This is a genomic window from Luteibacter sp. 329MFSha, from assembly GCF_900111665.1.
In the GTDB taxonomy this organism is placed as follows: domain Bacteria; phylum Pseudomonadota; class Gammaproteobacteria; order Xanthomonadales; family Rhodanobacteraceae; genus Luteibacter.
Map to the genome: position 1 here is coordinate 2352105 of NZ_FOJE01000001.1, position 17854 is coordinate 2369958.

Genomic DNA, 17854 nt, shown 5'->3' on the forward strand with positions numbered 1-17854 from the left:
GAGCGTCCATGTCGCCCCTGGTGAAGATCCGCTCCGAACGCGACCGCATGTCCGCGGTGGAGCGGCGTATCGCCGATTTCATCCTCGAGAACGCGCATCTGCTGCGCGATTACTCGTCCCAGCAGCTCGCCAACGCCCTCGGCATCAGCCAGTCGAGCGTGGTCAAGTTCACGCAGAAGCTGGGCTTCCGGGGTTACCCCGACCTCAAGTACTCCGTCGGCGAGACCATCGCCCGCAGCGAGGACACCGCGACCGCCGCCCCCTCGGGCGAGCGCCCCGAGGACGACCTGCTCGGCGCCATGCTCTGGGAACGCAAGGCGCAGGCCGAGGAGGCCACCCGGCTCCTCAATGGCCGCGACACGATGCAGGAGCTGTCGAACGCGCTCGCCGCGGCCGGCAAGGTGTACCTCATCGGGCTCGGCGAGGACGACCTGCATGCGCGCGGCTTCGCGATGCGGCTGTCGCTGCTCGGCATCACGGCGATCCGGCACGCCGACGTGGGCCGCATGGCGGCGCAGGTCGCCCTCTGCCAGCCGGGCGATGCGCTGGTCGTGTTCACCGAACATGGCAAGCATCCCGCGCTGGTCAAGATCGCGCGCTACTTCCGTGAGCAGCGCGGCCGCGTGATCACCGTGACGCGGCATACCTCCAATCCCGTCCGCGCGCTGGCCGACGTGGGCCTCGCCGTGGCCGCCTACGACGACGCCTCGTACGTGCAGTCGCTGATCTACCAGTCCACCGTGCAGCAGCTTCTGGATACCGTGTTCGTGCACCTGTGCGAGCACGACGAGGCGCGTCACGCGCGGCTCGTGCAGAACCTCGACCGCATCCAGCAGATGCTGGAGTCCTAGGAACGCCCATGCCGCCGCTTCGTCTCCTTCGCCTGCTCGGCCTCGTCGCCACCCTGTTCGCCTCGTCGCCCGGCGCGTTCGAGGCCCCCGCCGCGTGGTCCGTATCGCGGCAGATGATCGTGGTCACGACCGACGGCTGGAACGTCGACCACGGCACGTTGCGCACCTATGTGCGCGACGGCACGCAGTGGAAGGAGCAAGGACAGGCGTCGGACGTGACGATCGGCCGCCACGGCAGCGCCTGGGGCGTCGGCCTCAGTCCCCCGCAGCACGACGGTCCGGTGAAGAAGGAAGGCGACGGCCGCAGCCCGGCGGGCGTGTTCCGCATCGGTGAAGCGTTCGGTTATGCCGAAACGAATCCGACGGCGCTCCCGTACCGCGGGCTGACCGCGTCCGATTTCTGCGTCGACGTCGACGGCTCGCCGTACTACAACCAGCTCGTCGACGAGAAGAAGGTCGGCGCCGCGGCGGTCGGCGGCGCGACCGAGGCGATGCGCCGCGACCTGCATTTCGATGGCGACCGCGCCTATCGCATCGGTTTCGTGATCGAGCACAACCCCGACGGACGCAAGGGCGCCGGCAGCTGCATCTTCGCCCACCTGTGGAAGTCGCCGACCTCGCCCACCGCGGGCTGCACCGCGATGACGGACGCGACGATGGAGCGGCTGCTCGCCTGGCTCGATCCGTCGAAGAAGCCCGTCTTCGTACTGCTGCCGAAGACCGAATACGCACGTCTGCGCGACGCCTGGAACCTGCCGAGCCCATGAACGCGGCGCGATCGACCAAGGACGAGGTATGAAGCAGAAGCAGCTCGACGTGATCGTCATCGGCGCGGGTATCGCCGGCGCCTCGGTGGCATGGTTCCTCGCGCCGGAGGCGCGGGTCGCCGTGCTCGAGCGCGAGCCGTTCGCCGGATTCCACACCACCGGGCGTTCCGCCGCGCACTTCAGCGAGAGCTACGGCTCGCCCCAGGTGCGCGCGCTCAGCCGCGCCACGCGCCCCTTCCTCGAGCATCCGCCGCGGGGCTTCGCCGGCCACCCGATCCTGCAGCCGCGCGGCGCGATGATCGTCGGCAGCGCCGCGCAGGCGGCACGCGTGCTCGCCGAATACGAAGCCGTGCGCGCGTTCACGCCGTCGCTCACCCTGCTCAACGCCGAGGCCATCGCGGCACGCGTGCCCGTGCTCCGGCGCGAAGCCGCCGCCATCGCGTTCCTGGAACCCGACTCGGCGGACATCGACGTCAACGAACTGCACCAGGGCTTCCTGCGCGGCGCCAAGGCCGCTGGCGTCGCGCTCCACGTCGACACGCCGGTGCAGTCGATCCGCCGCGACGACGACGACTGGGTCGTCAACGGGCAATGGCGCGCGCCGGTGGTCGTGAATGCCGCGGGCGCGTGGGCCGACACGATCGCGTCGATGGCCGGCGTCGCGCCGATCGGCCTCGAACCGCGCCGCCGCTCGGCCTTTCTGTTCGAGGCGCCGCAGGGGCTCGACGCGAGCGCGTTCCCGTTCGTGGTCGACATCGACGAAACGTTCTACTTCAAGCCGGATGCCGGGCTCATGCTCGGCTCCGCCGCCAATGCCGATCCCACGCATCCACACGACGTGCAGCCGGAGGAATACGACATCGCGCTAGGCATCCATCGCATCGAGGAAGCCACGACGATGACGATCCGCCGCCCGACGCGCACATGGGCGGGGCTTCGCAGCTTCGTGGCGGACGGCGATCTCGTCGGCGGCTTCGCACCGGACGCGCCCGGGTTCTTCTGGCTCGCGGCGCAGGGCGGCTACGGCATCCAGACCAGCGCCGCGATGGCCGAGGCCTGCGCGGCGCTCGTCCTCGACAAGCCGATACCGTCGCACCTCGCGGACGAAGGCATCACGGCGGCGATGCTCAGCCCGGCGCGCCTCGCCCGCTGAGCGCGCCGCTACAAGCGCACGATGCCCGCTGCCGCGGGATCGCCGATGCGATCGGCTCCCACCTCACCTTCCTACCGAAGGGTGGGAGCCGATCGTATCGGCGATTCGACCCCGCGAGAGCGCATGGCCGACGCGAGGCCGACCATCCCTCAAAGATCGTACGACACACTCAGCCGCCCGTACCGCGGCTCCTGCCGCGCGGTGATCACCCCGTACGCCGGTTCCGGAAGGCCCGGGCCCGCTTCCGAGTACGGATACTTCTGCAGCGCGCGGCGCTCGTTGAGCGCGTTGAACACGTTGGCGCTGAACGCGAGCTTGCCTTCCCCGAAGGCCGGCCGCCACGTCACGCCCAGGTCGATCTGGCGGATCCACGGCAGACGTCCCTGCGCACCCGGCGGCGACGGCTCGCCGTCGCAGAAGTGGTAGTCGCCCTGATAACCGGCGGGATCCTCGCGATCCGGACCGTAGTAGCCCAGGCAATGGCGCGGCGTACCGGAAACGAGGCTGACGTTCGCCGACGCCAGCCACTCCGGCGCGATCTGCCAGTAACCGAAGACCTTGAACTGGTGCTTGTGGTCGTTGCTCTGCGGACCGTTGGTGTGTTCCATGATCGCCGCGTTGTCCCAGTCCTCGCTGGTCGACGCCGCGGTCTGGTTCAGGTCCGAACGCAGCTGGCCTTCGGTGTTGCCGTAGCTGCGCGAGAAAACGTAGGTCGCGCGCGCATACCACGTGCCGTCGAACGGGTGCTCCATGAGCAGCTCGAGCGCGTAATACTTGCGCTTCAGTCCCTGGAAGCCGAGCTCCTTGTTCGTGATCGGCACCTGGACGTGATTGCCCGCGGTGTCGAGCAGCGTGAACGTGTTCGCGCGACCCGGATTGAAGAGGTAGCAACTGTTCACCTGGTTCGTATCGATGTCCAGGCCCAGCGACTGCCCCTTCTCCACGATGCGGTCGATGTCGCAGTAGTCGTCGATGGCGTCGCGCAGCTTGCGCACGGTGACCTTCGCGCCATAGACCCAGTCGCTGCCGAGCGTCTTCGTGAAGCCGAGGATGTACTCGTCCTGGTTCTCCGCCTTCATGCCACGCGCAGCGACCGTCTTCGGATCGGGCAGCTGGCCGAAGTTGTTGTTGGCGGACACCGGCACGCCCGGCGCGATGGCGGTCAGCCCGGTGGGCTGGCCATCCGGCGCGATGCCCGTATAGGTGAAGTACTGCGAGGTGCCCAGCGCGCCGCCGGCGGCATTGAGCGCGGGATTGAGAGGCAGGCCGAGGTAGTAGCGGCCCGCGTTGCCGTAGACCTTGAACGTCGCATCGCCGAACACGTCCCACGCCGCGCCGATGCGCGGCGCCCATTGCGGACGCGTCTGCTTGATGAACGCCTGGCTGTTCGCGTTGTAGTTGGTGAACTGGTCGTTGCGAAGGCCGAGCGTCACGAGCCAGCGATCGGTGACCTGCCAGGCGTCCTCGATGTACTGCGCGCGCTGGCTGGAGCGCACCGTCGCCAGGCTCGACGAGACGCCGCGCACCACGTAGTAGCCGTCCTCGCCGCCCGGGTAGTTGCCGGGCGCGTCGACGCCGAGGCCCGTCGAGATAGGCAGATCGGGAGACGACTGGTTGTACGTCCAGATGTAGCCCGGGCCGGAGCTCGATGTACCCTGATCCCGCGCGCGCGCCTGCTGGTTGTCGATACCCGCCGTGATCGTGTGATCGCCCAGCGTGTAATGGATGTCGAAGCGCGTGTTCGTCGTCTCGTTGCCACGGTTCGGATTCGCCAGCGTGGACACCGTCTGCCCGTTCTGCAACGCCACGCCACCGGTGTAAGCGGGGTTCTGGAAATCCTGACCGGCGATGTACACGGCATCGGGGTTGTAGCCCGACGGCGACACGTAGTTCACCGTTTTCATCTTGCCGTACTGCGCGCTGATCGTCAGGTTGTCAGTGATGTAGCCGGTGTACTTCGCGGTGTAGACGTCGCCACCGAACTTCTCGTTGTTGGCGCCGGCGATCCGCGCGCCACGCCGGTGATTGGCGTAGTCGTAATCGTAGATCGTGCCCGAGCGCTCCGTCTTGTCCGATGCCCCGGTCACCTCGATGATGTTGCTGTCGGTGATGTTCCAGTCGAGCTTGCCGTACCAGCGCGGCAGCTGGTAACGATACGAGCGATCCGGCGACTGCGGCAGGGTGACGTTGCTGATCACGTCGCCGGTCTGTCGCTCGACTTCCGCCGCCGCGAACAGGAACAACTTGTCCTTGATCAGCGGGCCGCCCGCGTAGAGGCTCGCCGTCGTCGAGGTCACCGTGTTGCCGCGGTTCGCCGCGTAGAGGTCACCGGCCTTCGGCTGCGGCGGCAGTCCGTTGGTGTAGTGGCTGTCCTTCTCCCGCGCGCGCAGCCCGTTCGGTTCCCAGATGATCTGAGCGCCTGCGTGCCACTCGTTCGTGCCGCGCTTGCCGACGACGTTGATCACGCCGCCGTCCGAGCGACCGTACTGCGCGCTGTAGCCGCCGGTGTAGACCTCCTGCTGCTCGATCGCGCCGTAGGGCAGCGACACGCCACCGAACCCGCGCAACGGATCGGTCGTGTTGAAACCGTTGACGTAGTACGCGTTCTCGCTGGCGGCGGATCCGCCGAAGGAGACGAGCGAATTGCCCGTCGCGCTCTTGTAGCTGCCACTGTTGTCCACCGCCCCCGGCGCCAGCAAGGCGATGGCTTCCGAGTTGCGCCCCAGGGGCAGCTTCGCGAGCTGCTGCGCCGTCACCACCGTGCGCGAATCCACGGTCGAGACGTCGATCGTCGGCAACGCGTTGGCCGAGACACTCACCGCGCCGAGATCCTGCGCCGCCTCCGGCGCGAACGATACCTCCACGCCCGAGCCGACCCTGAGCGCCACGTTCTCCCGGCTCCGCACCGCCGCCCCGCCACGGATCACCGAGACCGTGTAGGTACCGAGCGGCAGCTGCGACGCCGAGTAGCGGCCGCGCGCATCGACCGGCACCTCTCGCGTGAGGCCCGTGTCGTTCACGACCCGGACGACATCCCCTTCCCCCGCCTGCACCTGGCCATAGATGGAGCCCGTGGTGGACTGCGCGATGGCGCCGCCGGACAGGGCAGAAAACAAAGCGGTGGCCAACAGCGACCGCTGCAACGACGTCTTGCGCATGGAAACCCTTGAAATCGAACAGGAAGGCAAGCCCCGACCGCACCGCCCTCCCCATGTGGGCGGTGGATCGACCGCAGTGGCTTTGCCGGAGCACGGACGCAACCGCCCGTCACGCCTGCGAGGCGTCGAAAACCGAAGGAATTCAGTCGGAGGCGTTCATGGCCGGAAGCGACCGGCCGAACGCGTAGGCCGCCGGATCAGCGGCGACAACAACATCGCGGCGCGGCGCCAGCGGCGCGCGCGTGAAGAGAACCGGCTACGTGAAGGTGACGCATGGACGGCCCCTCGTTTTGCTGCGATGCGTCACCGTAACACGACCCAATATGGCCATGTCAAGCATTTGGACGTCTAGATGTCTCATCACGGGAATCGCGATGTTCCCGATGGTCGGCCTGCCGTGACCGACTCAGTCGCGCCGGCCAGCCTGGGCGGCATCGACATGGATCGTGACAGGGTTGGCAACGACGCGCTCCTGCGACGGTGCGAAGTAAGCACGCCGTTCCATCTCGGTTGTCATCCGTGGATCCGGTGGTATATCCAGCGATAGCTCATAGCTGACCGTGAAATCGCCGCCTGCGGAGAAGTCGTATTCGTCGATGAGGTCCACGTCTTTCCGCCGGGTCTCGCCAGGCATCATCAGCATGTACGAAGTCATCTCGGGGCCGACGAACTTCAGGTTGAACCCGGTGTATCTCAACGGCGCTCCCTCCGCGTCCTTCACCTCGAACTGCGGGTTGGCGAGCCGACCGTTGGCCTCCACGAAAGGCGTCTGCCAGTTCAGAACCGAGACGGGTGCGTCGCCCGCGTTGCGCAGCACGAGCGTGATGACGGCAGGATGTGTCGCGTCGCGAGGTTCCGGGACACCGAGCGTTACCTCCACGCGCGATGCCGCGCGACCAGATTCGATGGGCGCGATCGCACCCAGGCAGGCGAAAGCAACGAAACATGACGTGCGGTACCTCGATGACATGGGATCGTTCCTCGATGGCTGGCGGCGACACCACGAGGACCGCCCTCGTGATGCCCCCAACCTAGCAATCGCCGCAAGCGGAGGAAATCGGAGGATTCCGACATGCCGCGGCGAGACGGTCCCGGATCACTCCGGAATCGTCACCTCCACCAACCGCTGCAGCAGCATCAGCGATTCCTGCCAGCCGAGATAGCACTGCTCGGGCGGGATCATCTCTGGGATGCCTTCCTGCGCGATGTCTTATCCGTGCGACACCGCTAGCCTCCGGACGGGAGCGCTCGCGAGCGAACGGGTGCCCGCGTCGGCATGGCAAGGTGCGGTGGGAGCCCGCTCGCGGGCGAATGGGTGCTTGCCACCCACCGTACTTCCGCGATACGCCGCCGGCCACGACGGTCGGCGGCGGTCCCACGCATGGCGAATGTCACGGATCGTATGGGCGGGTATCCATGACGAAGTACTCGAAATTGTCGGCATTGCGGTCGGGTCCCCCACGATGTGAAGCGTGAGCTCGTTGGATTCCGCCAGCGCCTGCGCAGGACGACGGAAGGTTTCGCGAAGTGCCGCGGGCACGACGTCGACGTCCGGTTCATGGTCCAGGCGCAGGCGGTAACGAACGCGATACGTGCCGCCCGGCCGCACTTCGTACTCATGCCCGACATCGATATCGTTCTCCCACTGTTCGCCCGGTCTTAGTTCGGTGAAGTGATCCATGGTAAGCCGGCCAAAGTAGTCCCACCCTCCTCGATAGCGCACCTCGTTACCATCCGCGTCGACCACGTCGAGGGCCGCGCCAGGCAGCGTCCCGGTCTTGCGAGCGAAAGGTGTGTCGAGGCGCATGATCGGAACCGACTCGTCCCCGACGTTCCTCGCCACGACGGTGATCCAGCCGTCGGCGGAGGTGCGCGTCGCGGGTCGCAGTTCGAGCACGACTCGACCTGCGGCGTGGGCCGTCGCGGGAAGCGCGCAAAGCGTGAGCAGACCGAGGGCTATGCCGCGAAGGCTTATGCTCGGGTGACGTGTGGAAACTACCTGATGCATGTCCATCTCCTTATGCGTCGGCGGCCGATTGCGTCGGACGACGTTCGCCTCGACGGTTGCCGCACGAAGGAGTCTGGGTGGCGCATCGCGACGTGAGAACACGACGATTCTGAAAAGGCACGGTTTCGGTGTGTAGGAGAAACCGCGGCCCGGGCCGCGGTTCTCGGCGACGCTCTCCGAATCGTGCCGCGACTGTGCCCTACGCCAGAATCGTCACCTCCACCAACCGCTCCAGCAGCGTCAGCGATTCCTGCCAGCCGAGATAGCACTGCTCGGGCGGGATCATGTCGGGGATGCCTTCCTGCACGATGTCGATTTCCGTGCCGCACGACACCGCGCGCAACGTGATGGTCGTCTTCATCGTGCCCGGCAGGTTCGGATCGTCGAAGCGGTCGTCGTGCACGATACGCTCGTTGGGCACGAGTTCGAGGTACGTGCCGCCGAAGCTGTGGCCGCCGCCCGTCGAGAAGTTGGTGAAGGTCATGCGGTACCTGCCGCCGACCTTCGCGTCCAGTTCGTGCACGGTGCAGGTGAAGCCATCCGGCGGCAGCCACTTGGCGTTCGCGGCCGGATCGAGGAAGGCGCGGTAGACGCGCTCGGCGGGGGCGGTGAAGACGCGGAGCAGGCGGACGGTGCCGGACATGGGATGTTCCTTCGGCGAGGAGGAGCCCTCATTGTCCACGACGAACGACCTCGCCCCGAATCGACATGCCCGGAAAAGAAAAAGCCGCGACCCGGAGGCCGCGGCTTTTCGTGTCGCACACGCCCCGCCGTGGCGGGAAACGCGATTACTTCATCAGACCGGCGAGGGTCTTGCCGAGGTCGGCCGGGGACTTGACCGTGGTCACGCCCGCCTTCTCCAGCGCGGCGAACTTGGCTTCCGCCGTGCCCTTGCCGCCCGAGATGATGGCGCCGGCATGGCCCATGCGCTTGCCCGGAGGGGCCGACGCACCGGCGATGAACGACACGACCGGCTTCTTGACGTACTGCGAGATGAACTCGGCCGCGTCTTCCTCGGCGCTGCCGCCGATCTCGCCGACCATGATGATGCCCTCGGTCTGCGGATCGTCCTGGAAGAGCTTCAGGCAGTCGATGAAGTTCAGGCCGTTGATCGGGTCGCCACCGATGCCGATGCAGGTGGACTGGCCGAGGCCTTCGTTCGTGGTCTGGAACACCGCTTCATACGTGAGCGTGCCCGAGCGCGAAACGATGCCGACCTTGCCCGGCTTGTGGATGTGGCCCGGCATGATGCCGATCTTGCACTCACCCGGGGTGATGACGCCGGGGCAGTTCGGACCGACCAGGACGACGTCCGGGTGCGACTTCAGCACGTTCTTCACGCGCATCATGTCGAGCACGGGGATGCCTTCCGTGATCGCGACGATGACCTTGATGCCGCCGTCGATGGCTTCGAGGATCGAGTCGGCCGCGAACGGCGGCGGCACGAAGATGACCGAGGCGTCGGCGCCGGTCTGGTCGACCGCGTCACGCACCGTGTTGAAGACCGGCTTGCCGATGTGCTCGGTGCCGCCCTTGCCCGGGGTCACGCCACCGACGATTTGGGTGCCGTAATCGATCGCCTGCTCGGCGTGGAAGGTACCCTGCTGTCCGGTGAAGCCCTGGACGAGGACCTTGGTGTTCTTGTTGATCAGGACGCTCATGTTGCTTCGCTCCTCAGCCCGCGGCAGCCACGGCTTTCTGGGCCGCGTCGTTGAGATCGTCGGCCGGCGTGATCGCCAGGCCCGAGTTGGCCAGCAGTTCGCGGCCCTTCTCGACATTGGTGCCCTGCAGGCGCACCACCACCGGAATCTTCAGGCCCACTTCCTTCACGGCCGCGATGATGCCTTCGGCGATCAGGTCGCAACGCACGATGCCGCCGAAGATGTTGACCAGGATGGCCTTGACCTTGTCGGACGAGAGGATGAGCTTGAACGCCTCGGTGACGCGCTCCTTCGTGGCGCCGCCGCCGACGTCGAGGAAGTTGGCCGGCTCGCCGCCCGCCAGCTTGATCACGTCCATCGTCGCCATCGCGAGACCGGCGCCGTTGACCATGCAGCCGATCGTGCCGTCCATCGTGACGTAGTTGAGGTTGTGCTGGACGGCGGCCGCTTCGGCGGCGTCTTCCTGCGTGAGGTCGCGCATGGCGGCCAGATCGGCGTGACGGAACTCGGCGTTGTCGTCGGAGTTCACCTTGCCGTCGAGGGCGGCGAGGTTGCCGTCTTCGAGGATCGCGAGCGGGTTCAGCTCGACCAGCGAGAGGTCCTTCTCGTTGAAGAGCTTGTACAGGCCCAGCATGATCTTGACGAGCTGGCCGACCTGCTTCGGATTCAGGTCCATCTTGAACCCGAGGTCGCGGCACTGGTACGGCTGCAGACCTTCGACGTAATCCACGACGATCGTGTGGATGTCTTCCGGCGTGTCGTGCGCGACCTGCTCGATGTCGACGCCGCCGTGCTTCGAGGCGATGAACGAGATCGACTTGGTGTCGCGATCGGTGAGGATCGAGAGATACAGTTCCTTCGCGATGTCGGTCGCGTCGGTGACCAGGACCAGGTTCACGGGCAGCGCGCGGCCGGCCGACTGGTAGGTTTCCATGTTCGTGCCGAGCATGCCCTTGGCGGCGGCGCGGACGTCGTCGAGGCTGCGGCAGAACTTGACGCCACCGGCCTTGCCGCGGCCACCGGCATGGATCTGGGCCTTGACCATCCACTGCGTACCGCCCAGGTGCTTGGCGGCGTCGACGGCGGCGTCGGGAGAGTTGGCAACCTTGCCCGGCGGCACGGCGATGCCGTACTTCGCGAACAGTTCTTTAGCCTGGTACTCGTGGAAATTCATTCGATACCTCGAGCGAACGGGAGAAGCGTGTGAAAGCGTGCCGGCCGTGAGGCCTGCACGGGGAGGGGGAAACGGTCGAATGCGCGCGATTCACGCAATACGGCCGCGTATTTTCCCGGAAGGCGCCCCGGATGGAAAGGGGCGGTGCCGCATCGGGCCGCGGAGGGACGGGCCGGGAGCGTCGCCCGGACGGCTTGCCGGGGTGCCAAGGCCCCCTATACTGGCGGTCATCCACGGCCCTCGGGGGGCCATCGGCGGAGAAGCAGCAAGGTGTCCACGCCCGCGACGACGATGACGGCACGAGCCAGCGCGCGCCAGGGGGCGCCCCGCCACGAACTCTTCTTTTTCAATTACTTCCGGCTGGGCCAGGCCGCCGTCTACACCGCTCTGGCCTTCCGCCCCGGCCACATGGAGTGGCCCGCCCTCCCCGAGCCTCTGATCGCCCGACTCTTCGCGATGGCCTACCTGCTGGCGGCCCTGGTGATGGTGGCCCGCACCCGGCAGACGCTGCACCGGCCGGTGCTCACGGTCTCGGTCGGACTGACCCTCGACATCCTCGCCGCGCTCTGCGCGCTGGTCCTCATGCACGACGTGCGGATGGGCGTGGCGATGATGCTCGCCGTCAACATCGCCACGGGTGCCCTGCTGCTGCCGTTCCGGCTGTCGATGTTCTTCGCCGCGCTCGCCACGCTGGGCATGCTCGGCCATTCCGTCTTCGATTTCGTGGACTCGGGCACCTCCGATCGCGAGTACGCCGAGTACGGCCTCTTCGGCGCGGCGTACTTCGCCTGCGCCTCGCTCTGCTACGTCCTGGGGCGCAACATCCGCGCCTCGGAGGCCCTGGCGGAGCAGCGCGGCATCGACCTGGCCAACCTGTCGCAGGTCAACGAACTGATCATCCGCCGCATGAAGACCGGCGTGCTGCTGGTGGACGAAGGCAACCGCATCCACCAGCTCAACGAGTCCGCGTGGATGCTGATGGGCAACCCGTCCGCCGACCAGCGCGACCTCGGCACGCTCGCGCCCGAGCTGTCGCGGCGCCTGTACCACTGGCGCACCTCGGGCAAGCTCGACGAGAGCGCCACGATGCTGGCCGACGGCACGCCCGAAGTGGTGCCGCGCTTCTCGCGCCTCGCGCCGAACGACGATTCCCACGTACTGATCTTCCTCGACGACACGTCGCTCGTCTCGCGACGCGCCGAGGAGCTCACGCTGAGTTCGCTCGGGCGGCTTTCCGCGTCCATCGCCCACGAAATCCGCAATCCGCTGGCGGCGATCCATTACTCGGCGCAGCTGCTGGCGGAGTCGACCGACCTCAACGACGCCGACCTGCGGATGGTCGAGATCATCAACAACCACTGCTCGCGCCTCAACGAGATCATCGAGAACATCCTGCAGCTCTCGCGCCGCGAACGCTCGCGACCGGAGACCCTCGACCTCGGCCGCTGGGTGCATCACTTCGTCACCGAATACCGCCAGGGCAACGACCTCGGTGCGGACATCCTCCGGGCCGTGTCCGGCAGCGAGCCGGTCGCCGCCGTCGCCGATCCTCAACACCTGCAGCAGGTGATCTGGAACCTCGTGCAGAACGCCCTGCGCTACGGCCGCCTGCCCGGCGAGCCAGCCCGCGTGATGCTGGTGGCGCGGCATTCGGATGCCGGCATTCCCATCCTCGAGGTGATCGACCGCGGCCCCGGCATCCCGCCGAAGGTGGCCGCGCAGATCTTCGAGCCCTTCTTCACCACGCACGAATACGGCACGGGACTGGGCCTTTACCTCGCCCGCCAGATGGCCGAGGCGAACCAGGCCGCGCTCGAATACGTGCGCGTCGCGGGCGGCGGCAGCTGCTTCCGCATCAGCCTGACGCCGCCCGCGCGCACCGCCGCGTCGGCACCCGTGGCGGCCAGCGCGTGACGGCCGCCCTATGCGTCCGCCCGTCGGGCGGGTACATTTGGACCCTTCACCGAACCTCTCGGACCCAATGAGCAAGCAGACCGTTCTGGTCATCGACGACGAGCGGGACATCCGCGAGTTGCTGACCATCACACTCGGTCGAATGGAACTCGACGTCGACGCCGTGGGGAGCGTCAACGAAGCGCGGAGCGCACTGGCGGCACGGCGATACGACCTGTGCTTCACCGACATGCGCCTGCCCGATGGCAGCGGCCAGGAGATCATCGAGCTCATCGCGTCGAATTTCCCGGACATGCCCGTGGCGATGATCACCGCGTACGGCAACGTCGACGCGGCGGTGAACGCGCTGAAGGCCGGCGCCTTCGACTTCGTCTCCAAGCCGGTGGACATCCACCTGCTGCGCCGCCTCGTGCGCACGGCGCTGCGCCTGTCCGAGGAACGCAAGGCCGATGCCGGAGCCAAGGCCTCGCCCGGCGCCGACCGGCTCATTGGCGACTCCCCGGCGATGACCGAAGTCCGCGGCAAGATCGCCAAGCTCGCCCGCAACCAGGCGCCGGTCTACATCGCCGGCGAATCCGGCGTGGGCAAGGAGCTGGTCGCGCGCCTGATCCACGAACTGGGTCCCCGTTCGGCCGGTGCCTTCGTGCCGGTCAACTGCGGCGCCATCCCGTCCGAGTTGATGGAAAGCGAGTTCTTCGGCCACCGCAAGGGCAGCTTCACCGGCGCCCACGCCGACAAGGAAGGCCTCTTCCAGGCGGCGCAGGGCGGCACGCTCTTCCTCGACGAAGTCGCCGAGCTGCCCCTGCACATGCAGGTGAAGCTGCTGCGCGCCATCCAGGAAAAGGCCGTGCGCCCGATCGGGGGACGCGACGAAATCCCGGTCGACGTACGCATCCTGTCCGCCACGCACAAGAACCTCGCCGCGCTCGTCGAGCAGGGTCTTTTCCGCCAGGATCTCTTCTACCGCATCAACGTCATCGAACTGCGCGTGCCGCCGCTGCGCGAACGCCGCGGCGACGTGCCCCGCCTGGCGGAATTCGTGCTGCGCCAGCTCGCGACCGAATCCGGCGGTGCGCCGGGGAAGCTCAAGCCCGAAGCCCTCGCGGCGCTCGAGGCCTACCACTTCCCGGGCAACGTGCGCGAGCTGGAGAACATCCTCGAACGCGCGATGGCGATGTGCGAAGGCGACACCATCGAAGCCGACGACCTGATGCTGCCGCAGCGCGCCCCGGCCGCCACGAGCGCACCGGCACAGCCGGTTCTCGCCGAAGCCACGGCGCAGGCGCCGCAAGCCGCGCGCGTCGCCGCCACCGATGGCTCGCTGGAGGATTACATCTCCAACATCGAGCGCGACACGATCATCAAGGCGCTCGAAGAATCGCGCTACAACAAGACCGCGACCGCCAAGAAACTCGGCATCACCTTCCGCGCGCTGCGCTACAAGCTGAAGAAGCTCGGCATCGATTGATCGACGCCTGTGCAGTGATCGAAGCCACGCCACTGTGGGAAGCGCGCTAGCGCGCGAAGGGTGCTCGCGACGGATTGCCCGACGAACTCGATGGCTCGTGGGCGCTCTTGTGCGACGCCCACGAGCATCAAGAGCGACGTCCTCGGCTACTGATCACGGACACGAACGCCTTCATCGAATTGACCTGATGGTCCGGGCCGCCCGCCGATCCGCAAAGGACCTTCCTTGCGACATCGACGGAAAGATGCGTCATGTAGTTCACGTGCGACTCGCCGCCCTTGAACGTCGCGATGCCGTCGTTGGCGAACCCTGGATCCAGAGCCCCATCCTCCTGAAAACGGCCCAACCATAACTCGCTGCCTGAAGCCGGTCGGGCAACGGCGCCACCCGCATACAACCTCCCATCCGGATCGACGGCCACGCGTCCGAAAGCGAGATCGACGGTGGCGTCGTTCCGATTCGCCACGACCTTCCATCGCCCGTTGTTGAAGTCGGGCGAAGGACGACCGTCCGAATCCAGACGAAGCAGAAGCCCGGATCTGTAGGACGCGCTCCCGCCCCGCGTCCGTCGCACATACCCTCCAGCCAGAAGACCGCCATCGTCAAGCCGTTCGAGGCTCACGAGTACCGCCCTCTCCAGCGCGTCGCCACCGATATCGATATCGGCGGCGCCGAAATACGCGTATCCGGCCTCTCCGAAAGTGATGTCTGGCTGGCCGTCCGCCAGGAGGCGCCAGAAAACGATGCGGACCGGTGCGGCGTGATCGTTGTGCTGCCCGACCAGCGTTACCCTTCCATCGGGAGCGACCACCATGTCGTACGCACCCCATTCGTCACTGAAGAATGCACCGTTCGTCAGATACCCCATTCCGGCGAAGGCCGTATCCAGCTGGCCGTCGGCCGTGCAACGGATCACGGCGTAGAAGGGCCCGTCTGAAGCGATCAGACAATAAAACCCCTGGTCGTATGCCGCGACTTTGGCAGAAACCGGGCCAGCCGCCACCTTCTCGCCATCCCGCGCGGCGGGCGGAGGGATACGATGAACGATCTTCCCGCCCTGGCCGAAGGTCGGATCGAGCGTGCCGTCCGACCGGAAGCGGACCAACCCGATACTCAGATCGATATTCGTGCCTGCCCGCACCACGGCGATGACCCCACCATCGCTCGTTGGCAAGAGCGCCGTCACTCCGCCCCCGGAGATGTCGAGAGACACGATCGCGAGCCCATCGAACGATCCAAACGGCGGATCCAGTGATCCATCGGTCTTCATGCGTGCGACGTAGACCGCCGTTCGCTCGGACGCCTCGGCGTCGGCCACGTACAGCCGACCGTCGGCCGACGAGCACACGACCGGAGCATTCCTCATGGCCCTGGAGTTGGGAACCGGCATGACGAACTGTTGTTCGATATGGCCGGCGGCGCGAGCTTCCGACGCCGCCCCGGAGCGGAAAGACTTGCTCTTCTTCATGTTCGCTTCCTTGCGACCGACGATGCACCGATGGTAGCGCCGGATCGGGCGCGATGGTCCAGCGTGCGCCGCAGCGATTCGGCCGACCGTTCAACCGGATACGCCACAAGCGAATGGAAGCGCATAACGATCGCCGCGAAACGGCGACCGGTGAACGGTTCGAACGTTACATCCCGCGACACTCTCACGCATCGGGGGAGTGGACGCGCCCCCGAATCACCCGCACGACATGCCACATCGCCGCACCTGCGATGACGAGTAGCCCCACGGCCAACACCGAATTCGCGACCGTCATCGCGACGAGCCCCGGCGTCCACGCGAACTCTATCTCCTCGATCGGCAGGCGTGCCCACGGTGTGACGAAGATCGGCGCGCTCCACAACCACGACCAGGCGCGGAACACCCATGCATCGTGACAGGGTGGCCAAGCGCACGAGGTGCGGGCGCCGAGCGTGAGCAGCGCGACGAGGAGGTGCATGAGCGTGGCGAGCACGAACAGGCAGGCGAAGACGAGGCGGCGATGCCAGCGCTCGGTGATGTCGAGATCCATGGCGATGCTCCGTTGCGAAAACGCAACGCTAAATGGGCATCGTCGAACGGGCTATGGAAGAAATCGGAAAATCGCGACTTTCTGCGGCCGCGCGAGGGCGCGGCCCTCGGGACGCCTCAGGCTTTCGGAACGTCGCTCGCTTCCAGGGCCTCGCGCACCTTGCGCAGCAGCACGCGCGACTGCACGGGCTTGTCGATCACGTAGAGGTGATCCAGCTGCGGCAGTTCGTCGAAGTTCGGCGGCGCGTCCGGGCGCGCCAGCAGCAGCACCGCGCGGCTGTAACCATGCTCGAGCAGCGCGGCCAGCGTGCGCACGCCGGTGAACAGATTCATGTCGGCGTCCATGACGACAAGGTCGGGTACGCCGTGCGCTTCGATCCATTGCAGCGCGGCCGTGCCGCTCTGGCTCGCGCCGGCCTGATAGCCGTACGCATCGAGCGTGTCGACCAGCAGCGACAGCTGCACCGCCTCCTCGACGACGACGAGCACGCGCTCGGCCTCGCCCTGCAGGCTCGCATCCATCACCTGCGGATCGAGGTGCTCGCCCTCCTCCGCCTTCAACGGCAGGTAGAGGTGGAATGCCGTGCCCTCGCCCACCACGCTGCGCACGCGCATGAGTCCGCCATGGCTGGCGACGATGCGCTTGCACGAGAGCAGGCCGAGGCCGGTGCCGGCTTCCTTCGTGGTGAAGAACGGTTCGAAGAGGCGCTGCAGCACGTCCGGCGGCATGCCCTGCCCCGTGTCGATGACCGACAGGCGAATGTAGCGGCCAGCCGCCGAGTCCTCGCCGTCGGCGAAGAAATCGTCGGCGAGCGTGACGACATCCGTCTCGATGCGCAGCACGCCGCCGTCCGGCATCGCCTGCATGGCATTGAGGCTGAGGTTCAGCAGGCATTGCTGCAGCTCGGTGTGGTTGCCTTCGAACGCCACGTCCGGGTCGATGACGTCGACTTCCATGCGCACCGTGCGCGGAACGCTGCCCTGCAGGAGCAGGTTGAGCGCCTCTAGCAGCGCGCCGAGCTTCACCTGCTCCGCGCGGCGGGCGCCACGCGCGAACGAGAGCATCGACGAGACCATTTCCAGGCCACGGCGGCCGCAGTCGCGCACGAGCGCGCCCAGGCGCGAGAGCCGCGGATCGTCCGCGTAGTCTTCGAGCGTGTCGCCCGCGAGCAACAGCGGTTGCAGCAGGTTGCGCAGGTCGTGGCTGAGTCCACCGGCGAGCAGCGCGAGGCTCTCGAAACGCTGGGCGCGGATGAGTTCCTGCTCGGCGCGCTGGCGGGCACGTTGCTCGTCGGCTTCGCGGAGCGCGCGACGCACCGCGCTCGCCAGGCGCGCGGTGTTCTGCTTGAGGATGTAATCGGTGGCGCCGTTGCGCAGCGCTTCGATCGCGGCCTCTTCGCCCAGCGTGGCCGAGATGAAGATGAACGGGATGTCGGACCGGCGCTCGCGCAGTACCTGCAGCGCACGCTCGCCGCTGAAGGCCGGCAGGCTGAGGTCGGACAGCACGATGTCGGGTTCAAACTCGTCGAGCGCGGCGGCGTAGGCCGCCTCGTCTTCCACGAGCCTCACTTCGAAGTCGATGCCGTCGTCTTCCAGCTCGCCGAGCACGAGCTCGGCGTCGAGCGGATTGTCCTCGACCTGCAGGATCCTGACTTTCTGGCCTTGCCCGCCCATCCCAGCCAT

Annotated in this window: 14 protein-coding genes and 1 pseudogene; 5 read left to right on the forward strand and 10 right to left on the reverse strand. The window is 66.9% G+C overall.

The window, feature by feature from the left end; all coding sequences use genetic code 11:
- Positions 1-8: 8 nt before the first annotated feature.
- The 3 genes from BMW54_RS10625 to BMW54_RS10635 all read left to right on the forward strand — a co-directional run bounded on the left by BMW54_RS10625 (position 9) and on the right by BMW54_RS10635 (position 2771).
- Positions 9-851 (forward strand): MurR/RpiR family transcriptional regulator, encoded by an 843-nt coding sequence (locus BMW54_RS10625; protein ID WP_090055226.1) that lies wholly within the window; start codon positions 9-11, stop codon positions 849-851.
- Positions 852-964: 113 nt separating this feature from the next.
- Complete coding sequence (locus BMW54_RS10630) at positions 965-1618, forward strand: L,D-transpeptidase family protein (protein WP_254779284.1); 654 nt, start codon at positions 965-967, stop codon at positions 1616-1618.
- Between the two features lie 28 nt (positions 1619-1646).
- The gene (locus BMW54_RS10635; RefSeq protein ID WP_090055229.1) at positions 1647-2771 is read left to right on the forward strand and encodes an NAD(P)/FAD-dependent oxidoreductase; all 1125 of its coding nucleotides are present in this window, start codon (positions 1647-1649) and stop codon (positions 2769-2771) included.
- Positions 2772-2920: 149 nt separating this feature from the next.
- Here BMW54_RS10635 and BMW54_RS10640 read toward each other — a convergent pair whose 3' ends face one another.
- From BMW54_RS10640 to sucC, 7 genes and pseudogenes are all read right to left on the reverse strand, one after another.
- Positions 2921-5929 carry a TonB-dependent receptor gene (locus BMW54_RS10640; RefSeq protein ID WP_090055230.1) on the reverse strand — a complete coding sequence of 1003 codons (3009 nt, stop codon included), beginning with the start codon at positions 5927-5929 and terminating at the stop codon, positions 2921-2923.
- A 406-nt stretch (positions 5930-6335) separates the two neighbouring features.
- Positions 6336-6899: a hypothetical protein gene (locus BMW54_RS10645; protein WP_090055232.1), complete on the reverse strand. Its 564-nt coding sequence runs from the start codon at positions 6897-6899 to the stop codon at positions 6336-6338.
- Positions 6900-7025: 126 nt separating this feature from the next.
- Positions 7026-7139: pseudogene (locus BMW54_RS19030) on the reverse strand (polyketide cyclase); the annotation flags it as partial.
- Positions 7140-7937, reverse strand: coding sequence for a hypothetical protein (locus tag BMW54_RS18520; RefSeq protein WP_139206081.1), 798 nt, complete (start codon positions 7935-7937; stop codon positions 7140-7142).
- A gap of 199 nt (positions 7938-8136) precedes the next feature.
- Positions 8137-8580, reverse strand: a complete 444-nt coding sequence (locus BMW54_RS10660; RefSeq protein WP_090055235.1) for an SRPBCC family protein — start codon at positions 8578-8580, stop codon at positions 8137-8139.
- A gap of 145 nt (positions 8581-8725) precedes the next feature.
- Positions 8726-9598 (reverse strand): succinate--CoA ligase subunit alpha, encoded by an 873-nt coding sequence (gene sucD, locus BMW54_RS10665; protein ID WP_090055237.1) that lies wholly within the window; start codon positions 9596-9598, stop codon positions 8726-8728.
- 13 nt (positions 9599-9611) lie between these two features.
- Positions 9612-10772: an ADP-forming succinate--CoA ligase subunit beta gene (sucC, locus tag BMW54_RS10670; protein WP_090055239.1), complete on the reverse strand. Its 1161-nt coding sequence runs from the start codon at positions 10770-10772 to the stop codon at positions 9612-9614.
- 291 nt (positions 10773-11063) lie between these two features.
- On the opposite strand from sucC, the gene BMW54_RS10675 reads away from it, so the two are divergent.
- Entirely contained in the window at positions 11064-12686 is a 1623-nt protein-coding gene (locus tag BMW54_RS10675; RefSeq protein WP_090055240.1) for a sensor histidine kinase, read from the forward strand.
- A 67-nt stretch (positions 12687-12753) separates the two neighbouring features.
- Positions 12754-14154 (forward strand): sigma-54-dependent transcriptional regulator, encoded by a 1401-nt coding sequence (locus tag BMW54_RS10680; protein WP_090055242.1) that lies wholly within the window; start codon positions 12754-12756, stop codon positions 14152-14154.
- Between the two features lie 127 nt (positions 14155-14281).
- On the opposite strand, the gene BMW54_RS10685 is transcribed toward BMW54_RS10680, so the two are convergent.
- The 3 genes from BMW54_RS10685 to BMW54_RS10695 form a co-directional block, all read right to left on the reverse strand.
- Positions 14282-15622 (reverse strand): NHL repeat-containing protein, encoded by a 1341-nt coding sequence (locus tag BMW54_RS10685; protein WP_090055244.1) that lies wholly within the window; start codon positions 15620-15622, stop codon positions 14282-14284.
- A 184-nt stretch (positions 15623-15806) separates the two neighbouring features.
- Positions 15807-16172, reverse strand: coding sequence for a hypothetical protein (locus BMW54_RS10690; protein ID WP_090055245.1), 366 nt, complete (start codon positions 16170-16172; stop codon positions 15807-15809).
- Between the two features lie 116 nt (positions 16173-16288).
- A complete protein-coding gene (locus tag BMW54_RS10695) occupies positions 16289-17854 on the reverse strand; it encodes a hybrid sensor histidine kinase/response regulator (RefSeq protein ID WP_254779207.1) in 1566 nt (521 codons plus the stop codon).

Bases quoted from the DNA above. Each gene is read 5' to 3' on its own strand.
- BMW54_RS10625 (WP_090055226.1), top strand. From the start codon at position 9: ATGTCGCCCCTGGTGAAGATCCGCTCCGAACGCGACCGCATGTCCGCG.
- BMW54_RS10630 (WP_254779284.1), top strand. From the start codon at position 965: ATGATCGTGGTCACGACCGACGGCTGGAACGTCGACCACGGCACGTTG.
- BMW54_RS10635 (WP_090055229.1), top strand. From the start codon at position 1,647: ATGAAGCAGAAGCAGCTCGACGTGATCGTCATCGGCGCGGGTATCGCC.
- BMW54_RS10640 (WP_090055230.1), bottom strand. From the start codon at position 5,929: ATGCGCAAGACGTCGTTGCAGCGGTCGCTGTTGGCCACCGCTTTGTTT.
- BMW54_RS10645 (WP_090055232.1), bottom strand. From the start codon at position 6,899: ATGTCATCGAGGTACCGCACGTCATGTTTCGTTGCTTTCGCCTGCCTG.
- BMW54_RS18520 (WP_139206081.1), bottom strand. From the start codon at position 7,937: ATGCATCAGGTAGTTTCCACACGTCACCCGAGCATAAGCCTTCGCGGC.
- BMW54_RS10660 (WP_090055235.1), bottom strand. From the start codon at position 8,580: ATGTCCGGCACCGTCCGCCTGCTCCGCGTCTTCACCGCCCCCGCCGAG.
- sucD (WP_090055237.1), bottom strand. From the start codon at position 9,598: ATGAGCGTCCTGATCAACAAGAACACCAAGGTCCTCGTCCAGGGCTTC.
- sucC (WP_090055239.1), bottom strand. From the start codon at position 10,772: ATGAATTTCCACGAGTACCAGGCTAAAGAACTGTTCGCGAAGTACGGC.
- BMW54_RS10675 (WP_090055240.1), top strand. From the start codon at position 11,064: ATGACGGCACGAGCCAGCGCGCGCCAGGGGGCGCCCCGCCACGAACTC.
- BMW54_RS10680 (WP_090055242.1), top strand. From the start codon at position 12,754: ATGAGCAAGCAGACCGTTCTGGTCATCGACGACGAGCGGGACATCCGC.
- BMW54_RS10685 (WP_090055244.1), bottom strand. From the start codon at position 15,622: ATGAAGAAGAGCAAGTCTTTCCGCTCCGGGGCGGCGTCGGAAGCTCGC.
- BMW54_RS10690 (WP_090055245.1), bottom strand. From the start codon at position 16,172: ATGGATCTCGACATCACCGAGCGCTGGCATCGCCGCCTCGTCTTCGCC.
- BMW54_RS10695 (WP_254779207.1), bottom strand. From the start codon at position 17,854: ATGGCTGGGATGGGCGGGCAAGGCCAGAAAGTCAGGATCCTGCAGGTC.